This is a genomic window from Cohnella zeiphila, from assembly GCF_014212055.1.
Classification (GTDB): Bacteria; Bacillota; Bacilli; order Paenibacillales; family Paenibacillaceae; genus Cohnella; species Cohnella zeiphila.
On record NZ_JACJVO010000007.1, the window covers coordinates 282,920 to 299,061 of the forward strand.

Genomic DNA, 16,142 nt, shown 5'->3' on the forward strand with positions numbered 1-16,142 from the left:
CCGTTCAATTGGAATCCGGAACGCCAAGCAGCTTGCAAAGCGCCCGCAAGCCGAGCTCGTAGCCGTGCGGCCCGAAGCCTGCAATCTGACCGGCGCATACGGCGGCGGTCACCGAAGTGTGCCGGAACGCCTCGCGCTTGTGGATATTCGACAGATGCACTTCAACGGTCGGCAATCCGACCCCTGCGATCCCGTCCCGAAGCGCATAGCTCGTATGCGTCAAAGCGCCGGGATTGATCAGAATGCCGTCATCCCGCCCATAGGCGGCATGGATCTCGTCGAGCAGGGCGCCTTCATGATTCGATTGAAAAAAACGGAGGCTCACGCCAAGCCGTTCAGCCACCGACGCCAGCTGCGCCTCGATCTCCTTCAGCGTCATCGCTCCGTAAACGCCGGGCTCCCGAACGCCGAGCATGTTCAGATTCGGTCCGTTCAACACCAAGATGCTTGCCATCGCTTCCCGCTTCCCTTCGACTGCGACTCGCGCTCCCCGCCCGCGGCGCCGGAGCGTTGCTTCCCCGTCATTGTATCACAGGGGGAACGGCACCTGCCAGAAGAAGGAATCAGTGCGCCGGCTGAGGACCGCCGCGCTTTCCGCTCGATCCCTTCGGTTCCCTGGCGGACTCGTCGTGAAACTCGAAGGCGTAGCTGTACCCGATGAACAGCCCCCAGATCAGATAAAGGCACAGTTCGGTAAAGATGCTGTTCCAGCCGAGCGTACGAACCGGCTCCGTCGTGCCGGTCGGCGGCCCGACGACCAGAAAGAGCATCGCCCACCAAGCGGCGCCGAAAAAGAGGCCCGGCCAAGGACCGTGAAGCCTGCCGAGCAGCAGCCAGTAAAGCATGGCGGCGACGACGGACATGACGACAAAGAGCAGCAGGCCGATCCAATGCCAGCCGGCGCTGTGGAGCGTGCTGCGCTTCACCCAGGCGTCGACGAGAAACGCTTGGGGAACTTTCGTAAAGTTTAAAGAGACCGCGAACCAGCGAGCCAGCCCCCAAAAGATCCCGGCAAAAAAGCCGATACTCAACGAGAAAACGGCGGGATAGCTGTGCCCTCTCTCCCTGCGGCGGACTCGGTCCCGCCTCTCCTTCGAACCTTCGCCGGACTCATGCCCGCTCCTCTTTTCATCGTCCGTTTCGCGATTCGAGTCCCGTTTGCCGTCAGGTTCCCGATCTTTCGGCTCCCGCTCGCCGATGGATTCCCGGTCCGATTCGTCCCATGACCTGCGGCGGCTTCCCCGTCCTTCTTCGGCATCGGCCTGCGCCTCTCCGACGTTTCGCCGGGCCTCGTCCGCTCCGCCCGAAGAAGTCTCCGCGCCGTTCCGGCCCCGCTCCTCTTCGCGATTCATCCGGCGATCCACGCGCTCTCCTCCTCGTTTCAGAATCATTTGTCACGTTAGTATGAACTTCCCTCCGCCCGGCTAAACCGGCATTGGCTTCCCGAGCAGCCGTTTCCTATGGCATTGCGGGCGCGATTCCTGTAAAATGAGGGTAAACGGGGGTTCTCCCCCTCAGTTCATAAGTTGAAGAAGGTGATGGGCTTGGCACAGCAACCGAACGCCGCGTACGGCGGACAGGCCGTGATCGAAGGCGTCATGTTCGCGGGACGGCATGTCAACGTAACGGCTGTTCGCAGGAAGAACCAGGAGATCGCATTTTACGAAGTACCAAGAACATCAAGTTCGAATATTCTGAGAGCAATCAAGAAGATTCCGTTCGTGCGAGGCATCGTCGGCATCGTGGAATCCGCCGCCAAGGGCTCTCAGCATCTGAATTTCTCGGCGGAGGCTTATGCCGAGGACGAAACGTCGCCCGAAGAAGCGGCCAAAGGCAAAGAGAAGGAAAAGTGGAGCCTCTCGATGATTCTCGGCGTCGCGCTCGTCGGGGTTCTCTCGTTCGTCGTCGGCAAGCTGGTGTTCGTCTCGGTGCCCGCGCTGCTGGAGAGCGAATTATTCGGCCGGGCATTCGACAACAGAATTTTGCACAATGTTTTGGAAGGCGTTATCAAAATTGGGCTGCTTCTCTTCTACTTATGGATCATTTCCAAAACGCCGGTCGTCAAGCGCCTGTTCCAATATCACGGAGCGGAGCATAAGGTCATCAGCTGTTACGAAGCCGGCGACGAACTCACGGTAGAGAACGTCCAGAAGCATACGCGTCTTCATTACCGCTGCGGCAGCAGCTTCATTATCTTCACGGTCATCGTCGGCGCGATCTTGTATTCGTTCCCGATCTTCACCTGGCACACCATCTGGGAGCGGATCTGGATCCGCATCGCCCTGCTGCCCGTCGTGCTTGGCTTATCCTACGAAGTGCTCAAAGGGACTAACGCTCTGCGCGACGTTCCGGTGCTTCGTTACCTCGGCTATCCGGGGCTTTGGCTGCAGCTGCTTACGACCAAAGAACCGACCGACGACCAGGTCGCCGTCTCCATCGCTTCGTTCAACCGGATGCGGGAACTGGACCGCGAGATGGCGGTCCGCCCTCTCTGACATCGACGCGCCCGCCCCTCCAGCTTGGCGGCGGCGCGAGCGGAACTTCTCTTGAAGGAGTGATCCGAATGAGAAAAAGCTTCTTCGGCCCGTTGACCATCGTTCTGTTGGCGCTGTTCCTGCTCGGGATTTTCGAGCAGATTCGTATGGGCTCGCGCATGCTGCTGATCCCGATCGCGCTCGTGGCGATCGTATTCCTTCTCTACAAGTTTCCGCCCGACCGTCTTTTTGGACGAGGCCGATCCAGCGAACGGGCCAAGTACCGGCAAGCCGCGGCCGCAAGCAAACGGCGCCAGTCGGTCCGCCAGGATACGCCGTCCAAACGGCGTGCCGCCTCTCCCTTCCGGGTCATCGAAGGAAATAAGAAAAAGGACGACGAACCGCCCACTTACCATTGAACGGACGAAAGCCCCGAACCTCTTCTCCGCGGGAGGTTCGGGGCTTTTTTGGAGCGGCATTGAACGTTAATGCCGTCGGACGTCAGGCCCGTTCTTGGCTTCTTCAAGCAAGCCGGTCGTCCGATTGCAGTGCGAGAAATGATAGTTGCCCGCCTCCAGGCCGGAGCGGTAGAGCCGTTCGCTGTCTTCGGCGGACAGCCGGAAATCGGTTGTGGCGATGCCGAGCGTCGGAATCTTGACGGTGCGCAGGCGGTTGTGCTGCTCGATGTAGCGCTCGTCATGAGCGCCCAGCATGGTCGAGAACATCGCTTCGAACATCGAGATCGGACCCGAGATCCGCCGCGGCTGCGCCTCCAGCCGCCCGACCATCTGGAAGCCGATGGCCGGAAGCCCCTGCGATTCCCCTTCCTTCGGGTCGAACAGCCAAAGCGGAAAATTGCTCAGCAGTCCTCCGTCCACGATGTAGGCCGACTTGATCTGCTTCCGCCGCGGCCGTTCCTTCCCATTCGTTCGTTGCGGAAGCGGCGGCCGTTCGTACAGGCGAACCGGATCGAAAAAGTACGGGATGCTCGTGCTCATGCGAACCGCGTCTGCCACGGGCAGAAATTCCGGCACGATGCCGTATGCTGCGATATCCTTGGGAAGGACAAGAAGTCGTCCGTTCGTGATGTCGGAGGCGATAATCTGAAGCTTGCCGGGCGGCAAATCGGCGAACGTCCGAACGCCTCTGGCCGCCAGCAGGCCCGAGATCCATTCGCGCAAGGCGTCGCCCGAATACAGTCCTTTCTTCATCAGCAGCCGGATCGCGGGACCGAACGGCTTGAGGCCGAACAGACGGGAACGGCGCAGCAGCGAGGAGAACGGCGTCAATTCGATCGCTCGCTTCATATCCTCGGCCCGGTAACCGGCCGCAAGAAGCGTCGCGACGATGCTTCCGGAAGACGTTCCGGCCACCCGCTCGAAAACGACTCCGTGGCGCTCCGCCGCCTGAACCGCTCCCACGAGCGAAATTCCTTTGACGCCGCCTCCCTCGAACACGCCGTTCACGATCATAGGCGTCCCTCCCCGCGCTCCTCTATGAGGTATGCCTATGCGCGCGAAGATTGACCCATAACCGGGAATGTCGCCGAGTCTTGGCCGAAAATAACGAAACGTCTGCGGCGCAGACGTTTCGGTCATTCCGTATCCAATTCGCCGCGTATGCGCAGCAGTTCCGCGCCCCGGCTCGGATCGCGGCGGAAATACTCCACCAGCGTCTCGATGCACGTGATCGAGTCCCAGCTCAAGTGATGCTCGATCCCTTCAACGTCGCGGTAGATGTTCTCTTCCTGAACGCCGATCGTCTTCAGGAAAGACTCCAGCAAATGATGGCGGTCCACGAGCCGCTTGCCCATTTTCTTCCCCTTGTGGGTCAGAACGAGCCCGCGATATTTCTCGTAGATGAGATAGCTGTCCTTATCGAGCTTCTGGATCATCTTCGTTACGGAAGAGGGATGGACTTCTAGACCTTCGGCAATATCCGAAACCCGGGCATAGCCCTTCTCGTCGATCAACCGGTAAATCCGTTCGAGATAGTCTTCCATACTCGGGGTCGGCAATTCGGTTCCCCCTTTTCATGCGAACGTTCGCTCTTCGTATCATACACTCGCAGCCCCTTCGGGGGCAAGTCTTTCTCTGCCGATCCGGGCGTCTGCCATCGTTTGGACAGGTTGGCCGCGAGCCCGTTGTAGAACACTATACGCGCAGGCCCCCCAACTCTGATCTAAAAGGAGGAAGGCAACGCGATGACGCCGACAACGCCCGCTCCGGAACGCCGAACGAGAGAGACCGGGCCGTTCGTTCCCGAGCTGGTCTACTTCGAGCCGGCTTCGCTCGAATTCGAGAAAGGCCGCCGGATCTTCGACTGGGTGAAGGAGCGCGAGATCCCTTATCGCATCACCCCGTCCCATAACCGGATAACGGATCTCCCCGGCCGTTCCGAAACGGAGCAGTACAAGATCGCCAAACGGACGCTCGTCGTCGGTCTCCGCAAGACGCTCAAGTTCGACACGTCCAAGCCGTCGGCGGAATACGCGCTGCCGCTGGCGACCGGCTGCATGGGACACTGCCACTATTGTTATTTGCAGACGACGCTCGGGGCGAAGCCTTACATTCGGGTCTACGTCAACACGGATCAGATTCTCGATGCCGCCCGCGGCTACATAGAGGAGCGGGCCCCCGAGATCACCCGGTTCGAAGCGGCTTGTACGTCGGATCCGGTCGGGCTTGAACATCTGACCGGCTCGCTCGCCGATTCGATTCGGTTCATGGCCGACCAGCCGTTCGGACGCCTGCGCTTCGTCACGAAATTTCACCATGTCGAGCCGCTGCTGAACCTGGACCACAGAGGCCATACCAGAATCCGTTTCAGCGTGAATGCGGATTACGTCATCCGGAACTTCGAACCGGCCACCTCCCGATTCGCGGAACGGATCGAAGCGGCCGGCCGCATCGCCCGCGCCGGTTATCCGCTCGGCTTCATCATCGCCCCGATCATCCGGTACGACGGATGGGAGGACGGCTACGCGGAGCTGCTCGCGAAGCTGGGGCAGACGCTGCCGCCGGAAGCCTCGGCCGATCTGACGTTCGAATTGATCCAGCACCGGTTCACGAAGACGGCCAAAACGATCATCGAGAAGCGGTATCCGAAGACGAAGCTGGAGATGGACGAAGAAAAGCGCAAGAAAAAATGGGGACGCTGGGGCCAGCACAAATACGTCTACCCGGACGAGCAGGCAGACGAGCTTCGCGAGTTCATCACCGAACGGATCTTCGAGACGTTCCCGGCGGCGACGATCGATTATTTCACATGACAGCCGTTAAAATTTCAGCCATTCCGGCGTAATCTGGTTCAGCCAGATGGTGATGATCGTCATCCGGTCGGTGAACAGCAGCAGCCCCATGACGATCATAAGCGCGCCGCCGATCTTCATTAAGCCGTTGGAGTACTTCAGGATCCAGCGGGTTGTCCCGATGAAGAACGCCAGCACGAGGAACGGAACGCCGAAGCCGAGCGAATACGCGGCCGTCATGCCCGCCCAAGTGCCGGGATGGCTGGCGGCCAGTCCGATAATGGACATGAGAATCGGCCCGACGCAAGGGGACCAGCCCGCCGAGAAGCCGACTCCGAATATAAAGGAGCCGACATAACCGGCCGGGCGCCAGCTGACGTTCAATTTGCGCTCCTTCATCAGAAGCTTCGGCTGGAAGACGCCGAGCAGGAACAATCCCATCAGAATGATCAGCACGGCAGAGATCTGCCGGATCGGATCCTGGTATTCCCGGAACGTGGTGGCAAAAGCGTTCGCCGAATAGCTGAGCGTGAAGAAAACGCACGAGAAGCCGAGAATAAAGAAGAACGAATGCGCCATCGTCCGCAGCCGGATCTGGCGGCTGTTGTCCGTCTTCAGCTGGGTGACCGAGATGCCTGTTATGTAGCTTAAATACGATGGATATAAGGGCAGGCAGCAAGGAGAGATAAACGAAGCGAGTCCCCCCATAAAAGCGACGCCGACATTCAAACCGTCCAAAAGCGAGTCCCCCTTTCTCTCTTCTACACTTTCATTCTCCGAAAGGCAAGCGACGCAAGAAGCATGGCGATCAACAGCAGCACGATCGTTCCGCCCGGGGCGAGATTCCAGACGCCGGCCATCCACAGCCCGGCCACGACCGCGACTTCTCCCACGATCACGACGAGGCCGATCGCCTGACGGAAGCTCTTCGACAGCGCCAGGCTGCACGCGGCGGGAATCGTCAGCAGCGCCGAGACGAGCAGCGCGCCGACGATCTTGATCGATGCGCTGATGACGAGAGCCGTCAGTACGCCGATCAAGATATTGAAATAGCGTACCGGCAGCCCGCCGACCGACGCGGCGTCTTCGTCGAAGGCGAGAAGGAACAGCTCTTTGCGAAGGAGCAGCACGACGACGAGCACGATCGCCGTAATCGCGGCGACGACGATCAGGTCGGTCTGATTCAAGGTATAAATGCTGCCGAACAGATAGGAAGTGACGTTCAAGTTAAAGCCTTTTTTCAAAGTGAAAAGAATCGATGCCAGCGCGATGCCGCCGGACATGATGATGGCGATGGACAGCTCCGCGAACGAGCGATACGTCTTGCGCAGCGCTTCGATCCCGAAGGAAGCGATGACCGCGAACGCCAGACCGACGGCGACCGGATAAACGTTGATCAGGAAGCCGAGCGCGACCCCCGCGATGCTGACATGGGACAGCGTGTCTCCGATCATGGCCAGCCTTCTCAGCACGAGGAACAAGCCCATGAGCGGTGCCGTGATTGCGATAAGCGCTCCTCCGATCAAGGCGCGTTGGAAAAATTCGGCCGTCAGTAGGTCCACAAGCTTGTTACCCTTCTTTCCGCAACGTGTGCAATAGATCGGTCTCCGCGCAATCCTCGAGGTCGTGCGAATGCCGGACATGGAACGCGAGCTTCCCGCTCGTCTCCTTGGGCTCGTGCCCGAGGTAAGAAAGAACCATCTCCAGGTCGTGCGATACCATGAGGAACGTTAAATTGTGATGCTGGTGCATATGCCGGAGCAGGTGAAAAAAATTCGTCTGCGTCTCGGAGTCGACGCCGGACATCGGCTCGTCCAGAATGAGCAGCTTCGGATTGTTGATCAGCGCCCGGGCCAGGAACACCCGCTGCTGCTGTCCGCCCGACAGAGCCCCGATCCGCTTCTCCGCCAGATCGGAGATATGAAGCGTCTTCATCGCGTCCTCCGCCCGGTCCGCATCCCCTTTCGTTATCCGGCGCAGCAGCTTGCGCCGGCCGTACAGGCCGGAGAGCACCACTTCCCGAACCGTTGCGGGAAACAGCGGATTGAAATGGCTGCGCTGCGGAACGTAGCCGATCAGGTGCCAATCCTTGAACCGGTCCAGCGGCGTGCCGAACAACCGAATCTGTCCTTGCTGCGGCTTCAGCAGACCGACGATCATCCGCAGCAGCGTCGTCTTGCCGGCGCCGTTCGAGCCGATCAGGCCGACGAAATCCCGCTCCCGCGCCGTGAACGTGACGCCGTTCAGCACCTGCTGCGTGCCGTATGCGTAGGAGACCCGATCCAGGGCGACGATCTCTTGGTGGCAAGGAGCGGCCGCGGTTTCGTTTCTTTTCATCAGGGCCCTCCTCCTTCTTCGCTCGTATTAAAGTCCGAGTTGTCGTATCTTCCTATTGTAAAGCCTTCTGCAAGTTTTGCAAATTGCGCTGCATGATCGAGAAGTAATCGTCTCCCGCCTTCACCTCGGCCGGCGTCAACCCTTCGAGCGGATTCAGCACGTCGGTTCCGACGTTCGCTTCGGAAGCCAGCGTCTTCGCAAGCTGATCCGAGGTCAATTCCTCGAAGAAGATTGTTTTCACGCCGTTTTCCTTCACGAACTTGGCGATGTTCAGCAGATCCTGGGCGCGCGGCTCCGCATCGGGAGACAGCCCCATGATCGGCACCTGCTTCAGGCCGTAATCCCGGCACAAGTATCCGAACGCTTGGTGCGAGACGACGATATCGCGCCGGGAGACGTTCGCCAGCCCGTCCGCGAACTGTCGGTCCAGCTCTTGAAGCTTGCTCTGCAGCTCGCTGTAATTCGCGTCGTAGTCCGCTTGATGCGCCGGATCTTCGGCGACGAAGGCGTCATGCACGTTGGATGCCATCTTCATCATCGACTTCGGGCTGACCCACGTATGAGGATCGACGCCGCGATCGTCCGCCCCGACTTCGCCTTCTTCGTCGGCTTCCGGGTTCCCGGAGATCAGTTCGATCCCCTGGCTCGCCTCGACCGTCTTCGGCCCGTTCCCGATTCCTTGGAGGAAGTCGTCCACCCAGCCTTCGAGCCCCGCGCCATTGTAAATGAACAGCTCGGCTTCGCTTACCGTTTGCAAGTCCCGGCTCTTCGGCGACCAGTCGTGGGGCTCCACGCCGGTCGGGATCAGATTGACCGCCTGCGCGTCGTCTCCGCCGATCCGTTCGGCCAGAAAATATAACGGGTAAAACGTCGTTACGACGCTCACCTTGCCTTCCGCATGCGTCTGATCCTTGCCGCCGCCGCATCCCGCCAGAAGCGCGCTCCCCGCGGCCAGCAGCATCATCAGGATGAATCCTTTTCTCAAAATGTCACAACCCCGCTTATCCGTATAATTTACGATTTTAGAGTATACGCCGTGCCCGCCCTTCTGTCAATCGGTCGGAAGCGGCGGCAAGCCAAGAGGCTGAGCGGCCGGACGATCGGAACGATCGCGCCGTCGGCTCAGCCTCTTCCCCGTAACGATTCAGTCCAGCAGGTTCAGCATCTCCCGAATCAGCTCGTCCACTTGAATCGGCTTGCTTACGTATCCTCCCGCACCGGCCTGCAAGCATTTCTCTTTATCTTCTTTCATCGCTTTGGCCGTGACTGCCAGAATCGGAATGTCGAGCAGCAGGTGCTCGCGAATCTGACGGATGGTCTGCAGCCCGTCCAGATCCGGCATCATGACGTCCATCAGAATGATATCGAAATTTTCCGATTCCAAGCGCTCCAGGCACTCCAGGCCGTCGTGGGCGATCGACACATCCATCTCCATAGTGCCGAGCAGATTGGAGAGCGCGAACAGATTGCGTGCATCGTCATCGACAAGCAGAGCCTTTTTGCCGGACAACCGCTTGACCGTCTCGGGGTCCGGCCTCGTCTCGGCTGCCGTCGCCATGCCATCGGACGATGCGGCCGCTTCGTGCCGGGAACCTGCCGGTTCGCCTCTCTCCAAACCGGAACTCCCCTCCCTGCTCATAGGCAGATAAAGCTCAAAGACGCTTCCCCGATCGACCTCGCTCTCCATCTCGATCCGGCCTCCCAAGAGACCGGCGAGCTGCTGCGAGATTTTGAGGCCGAGCCCGGTACCTCCGTATTTCCGCGCCGTGCCGCTGTCGGCTTGCGTAAACGCCTCGAAAATATAATCGTACTTTTCACGCGAGATTCCTTTCCCGGTGTCCCGGACCGCAAAGACGAGCTCGTCCAGCCCCCAATCCCGGGCGCGATGCAGCCGGACGGACAGCTCTACCGAACCGGATTCGGTAAACTTGAAAGCGTTGGAGAGCAAATTCCGCAAAATCTGCTGCATTCGGAACCCGTCCGTCTCGATCCAGGCCGGAACGTCGCCCGTCGTCTCGATCCGAAATTCGAGCCGCTTCTGCTCGGCCACGCCGGCATATTCGTCGTACAGCGTCTGGACCAACTCGGAAAGCACGACCGGACCGAGCTCCACTTCGAGCTTGCCCGCCTCCACCTTGGACAAGTCCAGAATGTCGTTGATCAGATTGAGCAAGTCGTTGCCGGCCGAGTGAATCGTCCGGACGAAGTGTACGTCCTCTTCGCTCATCCGCCCGTCGCGGTTCTCCGCCAGCATCTGCGAAAGAATGAGCATGCTGTTGAGCGGCGTGCGCAGCTCGTGCGACATGTTCGCCAGAAATTCGCTCTTGAACGTGGAGGCGCGTTTCAGCTCGTCGTTCATCGTCAGCAGCTCCAGCGACTGGGCGTTCAACTCCTCGGACTGCGCTTGAAGCTCTTCGTTGGCGGCTTGGGATTCGGCGTACAGCTGCTCGATCTCCTTCCGCCTGGAGACGGATTGCAGGCTGATTCCGGCCATGACCAGCATCTCCTGAAGCAGTTCCCGCTCTTCCTTGTTCAGTTCGCGGAAGCTTCCGAGCTCGAGAACGCCGATCACGCTGCGCTCGAATTCGATCGGGGCGACGACCAACTCCTTCGGCGCCGCCTGTCCGATGCCGGATTGCACGACCGCGTAAGTGTCCGGAAGATCGCGGATGACGAGCGTCCGATTCTGCTCCGCGCATTCGCCGACCAGCCCTTCTCCCCATTCGAACGCGCTGCGCCCGAATTCGGACGCCATCCCCAAAGCTCCCGACGTCCCGGCGAACGACGCAAGCTTGATCAGTTGTCGGCCTGAGGTTGCCGAATACAGCACCGCATACGGCGCTTCGAAAATTTCCGCCGCTTTGTCGACGAACAGCCTCGCGACCGTCTCCAGGTCGTGCTGCCCTTGCAAAAGCGTCGCCACCTCGGCGATCCGCATCTTGCCGAGATTGTCCGTCTCCAGCCGATCGAGCAGCAGATTCGTCGCTTCTCCCAGCTCCCGCATCTCGTCCCGGGTGTTCAGCTTGACCCGCTCCTCCATGGACTGCCCTTTCGTCGCGAGGTTCCGAAGCGTCGCGGACACTTGCCGGATATTGCGGATGAGCGTTCCGGCCACGAACCAGCCGACGCCGATCAGAAGCAGCGCCACGACAATCCAGAGCAGGTAGAACGAGGCGATCAGCGCCTGGTTCCGGCTCTTGATCCCCGCGATCCGCTCGGACGTCAGCTCCTGTTCCGTCTCCTTGAACGAAGATAGCTGGCTGCGCAGCGAATCCATCTCCCGCTTGCCCGTTTCGCTTTCGAACAACTTGTTCCATTCCCCGCTTGCGTCCTGCTTTTTCAGATCGATCAGCTTCTCCGCGTTCGTCTCCAGCCACGTGCGGATGTCGGATTTGATCGACCGCAGGTTGGTTTGCTGAGATTCGTTGTCGGCGATCAGCGCGGACAGCTGGCTGACGTCGTTCTCCCAGCGGGACATCCCTTGCTCATAAGGCTGCAAATACGCGTCCTTCCCCGAAATGACGAAGCCCCGCACCCCTGTTTCCATGTCCAGCAGGTCCAACTGGATCTGGTCCACCATCTCGTGCACCTGCATATCGTGGCCGCTTATGTAGTCGATCTCTCGCTGAAGCGACGCGATCCGCATCGTCAGCACCGCAATGGCGACGCCAAGAAACACCATGACGAGAAAATTCCCGAACAACAGCTTGGCGCGTATGGATAGGTTACGTTTCGAATCCGACACTCCAGCCACTCCGTTTCTCTCCCGATTGCCCCACTCTTCTCCTATCTTAGCCGATTGATTCGATTTGCGAAAAGCGGTTTTCAAATTTTTGCGGGTCGGAACGAAAAACGCTCTTTGGCGCGGGCTTCATCCCCTGCCGCCAAAGAGCGATCTTCTCCGGTATCGCGCGAAACCGCGTTATTTGACGACGGCGCCGTTCGGCATGCTGTCCGGCACGGCGGCGAGCGTCAGATGATCTCCTTCGGAAGCGGCGAGAATCATGCCGTGCGACCATTCGCCGCGCAGCTTGACCGGCTTCAGGTTGGTCACGCAGATGACCTTGCGGCCGACCAGCTCCTCCGGCTTATAAAACTTGGCGATGCCGGACACGACCTGACGCGTCTCGAAGCCGAGGTCGAGCTGAAGCTTCAGCAGCTTATCGGCCTTCGGAATCGGCTCGCACGCGGTCACTTGGGCGACGCGCAGCTCGACTTTGGCGAACTCGTCGATGCCGATCTCCTCCTTGCGCTCCACGGGAGCCGCCGCAGCGGGTGCGGAAGCCTCTCCCGAAGCGGACGGAGGATCGGATGGAGTTTCGGACGCAGCCGGAGCTTCCGCCGCCGCTCCGCCTCCCATCGACTCGGCGATCCAGGAGATCTCGTCGGCCATTTCCAGCCGCGGGAACAGCGGCTCGCCCTTGACGACGCGCGTCCCTTGCGGAATGCCCCGGAATGCACGGATGCTCTCCCATGAGGTGGCTTCCCCTTCGGTTAGGCCCAGCTGCGCCCAGATGCGCCGCGGCGTGTGCGTCAGGAACGGCTGCAGCACGATCGAGACGATTCGCAGCGCATCCGCCAGATGGCCCATGACCGAAGCCAGCTCCCCGCGCTGCGACTCCTCTTTGGCGAGAGCCCACGGCTTCGTCTCGTCGATATACTTGTTCGTCCGGCTGACGAACGCCCAGATCGCCGCCAGCGCGACGGAAAATTCCATGTTCTCCAACGCCGCTTCCGCCTTCGCGATCGCGTCAAGCGCCGTCCGCTCCAGGTCGTCGTCGAACGCCGTCCGCACCGCGCCGTACTCGGGGATCTCGCCGCCGAAATACTTCTCGATCATCGCCACGGTGCGGTTGAGCAGATTGCCCAAATCGTTGGCCAGATCGAAGTTGATCCGTTCGACGAAGTTGTCCGGCGTGAACGTGCCGTCCGCTCCGAACGGAACTTCGCGAAGCAAGTAGTAGCGCAGCGCGTCGAGGCCGTAGCGGTCGATCAGCTTGACCGGATCGACGACGTTGCCCTTCGACTTGGACATTTTGCCGTCCTTCATCAACAGCCATCCGTGCGCGAACACTTTCTTCGGCAGCGGCAGACCGAGCGCCATCAGCATGATCGGCCAGTAGATCGTGTGGAAGCGGACGATCTCCTTGCCGACAAGATGCACGTCCGCCGGCCAGAATTTCCGGTAAAGCGAATCGTCGTCCGAACCGTAGCCGAGCGCCGTAATGTAGTTCGACAAGGCGTCGATCCAGACGTAGATGACGTGCTTCGGATCTCCCGGAACCGGAATGCCCCAATCGAACGTCGTCCGCGACACCGCCAGATCCTCGAGGCCTGACTTGATGAAATTGTTGATCATCTCGTTCTTGCGCGACTCCGGCTGGATGAAATCCGGATTTTCCTCGTAATAGGCAAGCAGCCGGTCGGCATATTTGCTCATCCGGAAGAAGTAGCTCTCTTCCTCCACCCACTCGACCGGGCGTCCGCAGTCCGGACAATTGCCGTTCACGAGCTGCCGTTCGAGGAAGAACGATTCGCACGGCGTACAGTACCAGCCCGAGTAAGAGCCTTTGTAAATATCCCCTTGCTCCAGCAGCTGAGCGAAAATCTTCTCGACGGATTTCTTATGCCGCGGCTCCGTCGTCCGAATGAAGTCGTCGTTCGAAATTTCGAGCTTGCGCCACAGATCCTGAATGCCGATGACGATGTCGTCGACGAACTGCTGCGGCGTCTTGCCCGCTTCCTTCGCCTTGCGCTCGATCTTCTGCCCGTGCTCGTCCGTCCCCGTCAAGTAGCGCACCTCATAGCCGCGCAGCCTCTTGTAGCGCGCAACCGCATCGCCGGCGACCGTCGTGTACGCATGCCCGATATGCAGCTTGTCGCTCGGATAGTAGATCGGCGTCGTCAGGTAGAACGTCTTTTTATCGCGGTCCGTCATGCTTTTCACAACCTCTCGTCAACTTGAATGGAAAAAACAAAAAGACCCTCGTCCGTATGGGACGAGAGCCATGGCTCACGCGGTACCACCCAAATTCCCCTCTCTCCTAACGGAAAGAAGGCTCATTCGACCGGCTCTTATCGGCCGGTCCGTCCGTTAACGCCGGAGCCGCGTCCTCCCCTTGCGTCATCGCCGGAGCGATGCCGTTCGAAGAAGAATCCTCCGGGACCATGTTCGGAAGGGGGCTGTACCGGCTCGCAGCGTTCGCCGGCTCTCTGAGACAGACCTTACTTCGTACTCATCCCTTCATCGGAAGGATATGGCGTTTGCTATTGGACCCACTATACCGGAAACCGCGCGCCTTCGTCAAGCTTCCCGGTTCCGAACTCCGCTTTTGCCTTCCCGGCGCGGCGGAACCGGGTCGAACCCGCCGGGATGGAACGGATGGCACTTGCAGATTCTCTTGACGGCCAAATAGGACCCCTTGGCTGCGCCATGCACTTCGATCGCCTCCAATGCGTAAGCGGAACAGGTCGGCAGAAAGCGGCACGTCGGCGGCTTGAGGGGCGAAATGAAGGTACGATAGAAACGTATCGGCGCTTGCAGGGTGCTGCGCATCCGCATGGGTTCCGCGCCTCCCGTCGTTGAATTCTTGTCCTTCTATGATGCTCCTTCTTCGCCCGAACGTCAAATTCGCCGGTATAAAATGGAGAGCGGCGGCACACACTGCTGGAAGCTTTTAACTCCCCGCCAGGCGTTTGGAGGTTGATTTCCTTTTGTCGCGAGAACATCGCAAAAGCACCCCGATGGGCATTTTCGTCCGCTTCGTGTTCATTACGCTCGGAGCCGTCATGATGGCCGTCGCCCTGGAGCTGTTCCTTGTACCGAACAACATTATCGACGGCGGAATCACCGGCATCTCGATCATTCTGGCGAAGCTGACCGGGTGGCCGCTCGGACTTTTCCTATTCTTCATCAACATGCCCTTCCTGCTGCTCGGGTTCAGGCAGATCGGCAAATCGTTCACCGTCTCGACGCTATACGGCATCGCCGTCATGTCCGTCATGACGTCGCTGCTTCACCACGTGCCCGCTTTTACGAGCGAGAAGCTGCTGGCGCTGGCGTTCGGCGGCGTGCTGCTGGGCGCCGGAGTCGGCCTCGTGCTCCGCTTCGGCGGCTCGCTCGACGGGACCGAGATCGTGGCGATCATCGTCTCCAAAAAGCTGAGAATGTCGGTCGGGCAAATCATCATGATCATCAACGTGTTTATCTTCGCGGCCGCCGGCTTCGTGTTCGGCTGGGATTCGGCCATGTATTCCGTTTTTGCCTATTACCTGGCTACCAAGCTGATGGACATCGTCGTCGAGGGGCTGGACGAATCCAAATCCGTCACCGTCATCTCCTCCGAATACGAGGAGATCTCCGAGGCGATCGTGCAGCGTCTCGGGCGCACGACGACGCTGCTCTACGCCAAGGGCGGCTACAGCAAGGACGACACGCTGATGATCTACTGCGTCGTGACCCGGCTGGAAGTGGCCAAGCTCCGCTCGATCGTAAACGAGATCGACAAAGGCGCGTTCATCGCGATCCAGTCCGTCTCGGAAGTACTGGGCGGCACGTTCCAGAAACGCAGCATCCACTAAGGGACCCCCAAAAGTGACGTGATGCTTCGAGTGAATTCCGATTACTTTTGGGGGAGCCCCCACTAATCAACCCCCAAAAGTGACGTAAAGCTTCGAAGCCGATTCCGATTACTTTTGGGGGAGCCCCACTAATCAACCCCCAAAAGTGACGGGAAGCTTCGAAGCCGATTCCGATTACTTTTGGGGGAGCCCCCGCAATCAAGCCCCAAAAGTGACGGGAAGCTTCGAAGCCGATTCCGATTACTTTTGGGGGAGCCCCCGCAATCAACCCCCAAAAGTGACGTAAAGCTTCGAAGCCGATTCCGATTACTTTTGGGGGAGCCCCCGCAATCAACCCCCAAAAGTGACGGGAAGCATTTGCGCCAAAGTGAGAAACCTGGTTACTCTCTTTCGCCCCACTGGATCGTCTACACTAAGTTGGACAGAAAAAATGAGGGGGAGTAGAATAGATGAAACGATAAGGAGCGGATGAGCCGTGCCCCAACCCAGAAGGACCTTTA

The 16,142-nt window shown here is 59.5% G+C and carries 15 protein-coding genes and 1 other annotated feature; of the genes, 4 read left to right on the forward strand and 11 right to left on the reverse strand.

The window, feature by feature from the left end; genetic code table 11:
- Positions 1 to 4 precede the first annotated feature (4 nt).
- Positions 5 to 454, reverse strand: coding sequence for a type II 3-dehydroquinate dehydratase (aroQ, locus tag H7C18_RS06465; protein ID WP_185128196.1), 450 nt, complete (start codon positions 452 to 454; stop codon positions 5 to 7).
- A 109-nt stretch (positions 455 to 563) separates the two neighbouring features.
- Complete coding sequence (locus H7C18_RS06470) at positions 564 to 1,364, reverse strand: YqhR family membrane protein (RefSeq protein WP_185128197.1); 801 nt, start codon at positions 1,362 to 1,364, stop codon at positions 564 to 566.
- Positions 1,365 to 1,544: 180 nt separating this feature from the next.
- Between H7C18_RS06470 and H7C18_RS06475 the strand changes: the two genes are divergently transcribed.
- Together H7C18_RS06475 and H7C18_RS06480 are read left to right on the forward strand one after the other, a co-directional pair.
- Positions 1,545 to 2,495 carry a DUF1385 domain-containing protein gene (locus H7C18_RS06475; protein ID WP_238357495.1) on the forward strand — a complete coding sequence of 317 codons (951 nt, stop codon included), beginning with the start codon at positions 1,545 to 1,547 and terminating at the stop codon, positions 2,493 to 2,495.
- Between the two features lie 68 nt (positions 2,496 to 2,563).
- Entirely contained in the window at positions 2,564 to 2,893 is a 330-nt protein-coding gene (locus tag H7C18_RS06480) for a hypothetical protein (protein WP_185128199.1), read from the forward strand.
- A gap of 66 nt (positions 2,894 to 2,959) precedes the next feature.
- On the opposite strand, the gene H7C18_RS06485 is transcribed toward H7C18_RS06480, so the two are convergent.
- Positions 2,960 to 3,946, reverse strand: a complete 987-nt coding sequence (locus H7C18_RS06485; protein ID WP_185128200.1) for a patatin-like phospholipase family protein — start codon at positions 3,944 to 3,946, stop codon at positions 2,960 to 2,962.
- 122 nt (positions 3,947 to 4,068) lie between these two features.
- Entirely contained in the window at positions 4,069 to 4,491 is a 423-nt protein-coding gene (gene mntR / locus H7C18_RS06490; protein WP_185128201.1) for a transcriptional regulator MntR, read from the reverse strand.
- A gap of 186 nt (positions 4,492 to 4,677) precedes the next feature.
- On the opposite strand from mntR, the gene splB reads away from it, so the two are divergent.
- Positions 4,678 to 5,745 (forward strand): spore photoproduct lyase, encoded by a 1,068-nt coding sequence (gene splB / locus H7C18_RS06495; RefSeq protein WP_185128202.1) that lies wholly within the window; start codon positions 4,678 to 4,680, stop codon positions 5,743 to 5,745.
- Between the two features lie 6 nt (positions 5,746 to 5,751).
- On the opposite strand, the gene H7C18_RS06500 is transcribed toward splB, so the two are convergent.
- The 7 genes from H7C18_RS06500 to yidD form a co-directional block, all read right to left on the reverse strand.
- On the reverse strand, positions 5,752 to 6,462 hold the full coding sequence (locus H7C18_RS06500; protein ID WP_185128203.1) for a cytochrome c biogenesis CcdA family protein: 711 nt from the start codon (positions 6,460 to 6,462) through the stop codon (positions 5,752 to 5,754).
- Between the two features lie 23 nt (positions 6,463 to 6,485).
- Positions 6,486 to 7,286: an iron chelate uptake ABC transporter family permease subunit gene (locus H7C18_RS06505; protein ID WP_185128204.1), complete on the reverse strand. Its 801-nt coding sequence runs from the start codon at positions 7,284 to 7,286 to the stop codon at positions 6,486 to 6,488.
- Between the two features lie 7 nt (positions 7,287 to 7,293).
- The gene (locus H7C18_RS06510) at positions 7,294 to 8,061 is read right to left on the reverse strand and encodes a metal ABC transporter ATP-binding protein (RefSeq protein WP_185128205.1); all 768 of its coding nucleotides are present in this window, start codon (positions 8,059 to 8,061) and stop codon (positions 7,294 to 7,296) included.
- A gap of 52 nt (positions 8,062 to 8,113) precedes the next feature.
- Positions 8,114 to 9,046: a metal ABC transporter substrate-binding protein gene (locus H7C18_RS06515; protein WP_238357496.1), complete on the reverse strand. Its 933-nt coding sequence runs from the start codon at positions 9,044 to 9,046 to the stop codon at positions 8,114 to 8,116.
- Positions 9,047 to 9,205: 159 nt separating this feature from the next.
- Positions 9,206 to 11,806 (reverse strand): CHASE3 domain-containing protein, encoded by a 2,601-nt coding sequence (locus H7C18_RS06520; RefSeq protein WP_185128206.1) that lies wholly within the window; start codon positions 11,804 to 11,806, stop codon positions 9,206 to 9,208.
- A gap of 177 nt (positions 11,807 to 11,983) precedes the next feature.
- Positions 11,984 to 13,999, reverse strand: a complete 2,016-nt coding sequence (gene metG, locus H7C18_RS06525; protein WP_185128207.1) for a methionine--tRNA ligase — start codon at positions 13,997 to 13,999, stop codon at positions 11,984 to 11,986.
- 54 nt (positions 14,000 to 14,053) lie between these two features.
- Positions 14,054 to 14,318 (reverse strand) — a binding site (T-box leader).
- A gap of 47 nt (positions 14,319 to 14,365) precedes the next feature.
- Positions 14,366 to 14,617, reverse strand: a complete 252-nt coding sequence (gene yidD, locus H7C18_RS06530; protein WP_185128232.1) for a membrane protein insertion efficiency factor YidD — start codon at positions 14,615 to 14,617, stop codon at positions 14,366 to 14,368.
- 158 nt (positions 14,618 to 14,775) lie between these two features.
- Here yidD and H7C18_RS06535 point away from each other — a divergent pair, with 158 nt between their 5' ends.
- On the forward strand, positions 14,776 to 15,642 hold the full coding sequence (locus tag H7C18_RS06535; RefSeq protein WP_238357497.1) for a YitT family protein: 867 nt from the start codon (positions 14,776 to 14,778) through the stop codon (positions 15,640 to 15,642).
- Positions 15,643 to 16,142 lie beyond the last annotated feature (500 nt).

Excerpts from the sequence above, each read along its gene's own strand:
- aroQ (WP_185128196.1), bottom strand. The coding sequence starts at position 454 with ATGGCAAGCATCTTGGTGTTGAACGGACCGAATCTGAACATGCTCGGC.
- H7C18_RS06480 (WP_185128199.1), top strand. The coding sequence starts at position 2,564 with ATGAGAAAAAGCTTCTTCGGCCCGTTGACCATCGTTCTGTTGGCGCTG.
- H7C18_RS06485 (WP_185128200.1), bottom strand. The coding sequence starts at position 3,946 with ATGATCGTGAACGGCGTGTTCGAGGGAGGCGGCGTCAAAGGAATTTCG.
- splB (WP_185128202.1), top strand. The coding sequence starts at position 4,678 with ATGACGCCGACAACGCCCGCTCCGGAACGCCGAACGAGAGAGACCGGG.
- H7C18_RS06510 (WP_185128205.1), bottom strand. The coding sequence starts at position 8,061 with ATGAAAAGAAACGAAACCGCGGCCGCTCCTTGCCACCAAGAGATCGTC.
- metG (WP_185128207.1), bottom strand. The coding sequence starts at position 13,999 with ATGACGGACCGCGATAAAAAGACGTTCTACCTGACGACGCCGATCTAC.
- yidD (WP_185128232.1), bottom strand. The coding sequence starts at position 14,617 with ATGCGCAGCACCCTGCAAGCGCCGATACGTTTCTATCGTACCTTCATT.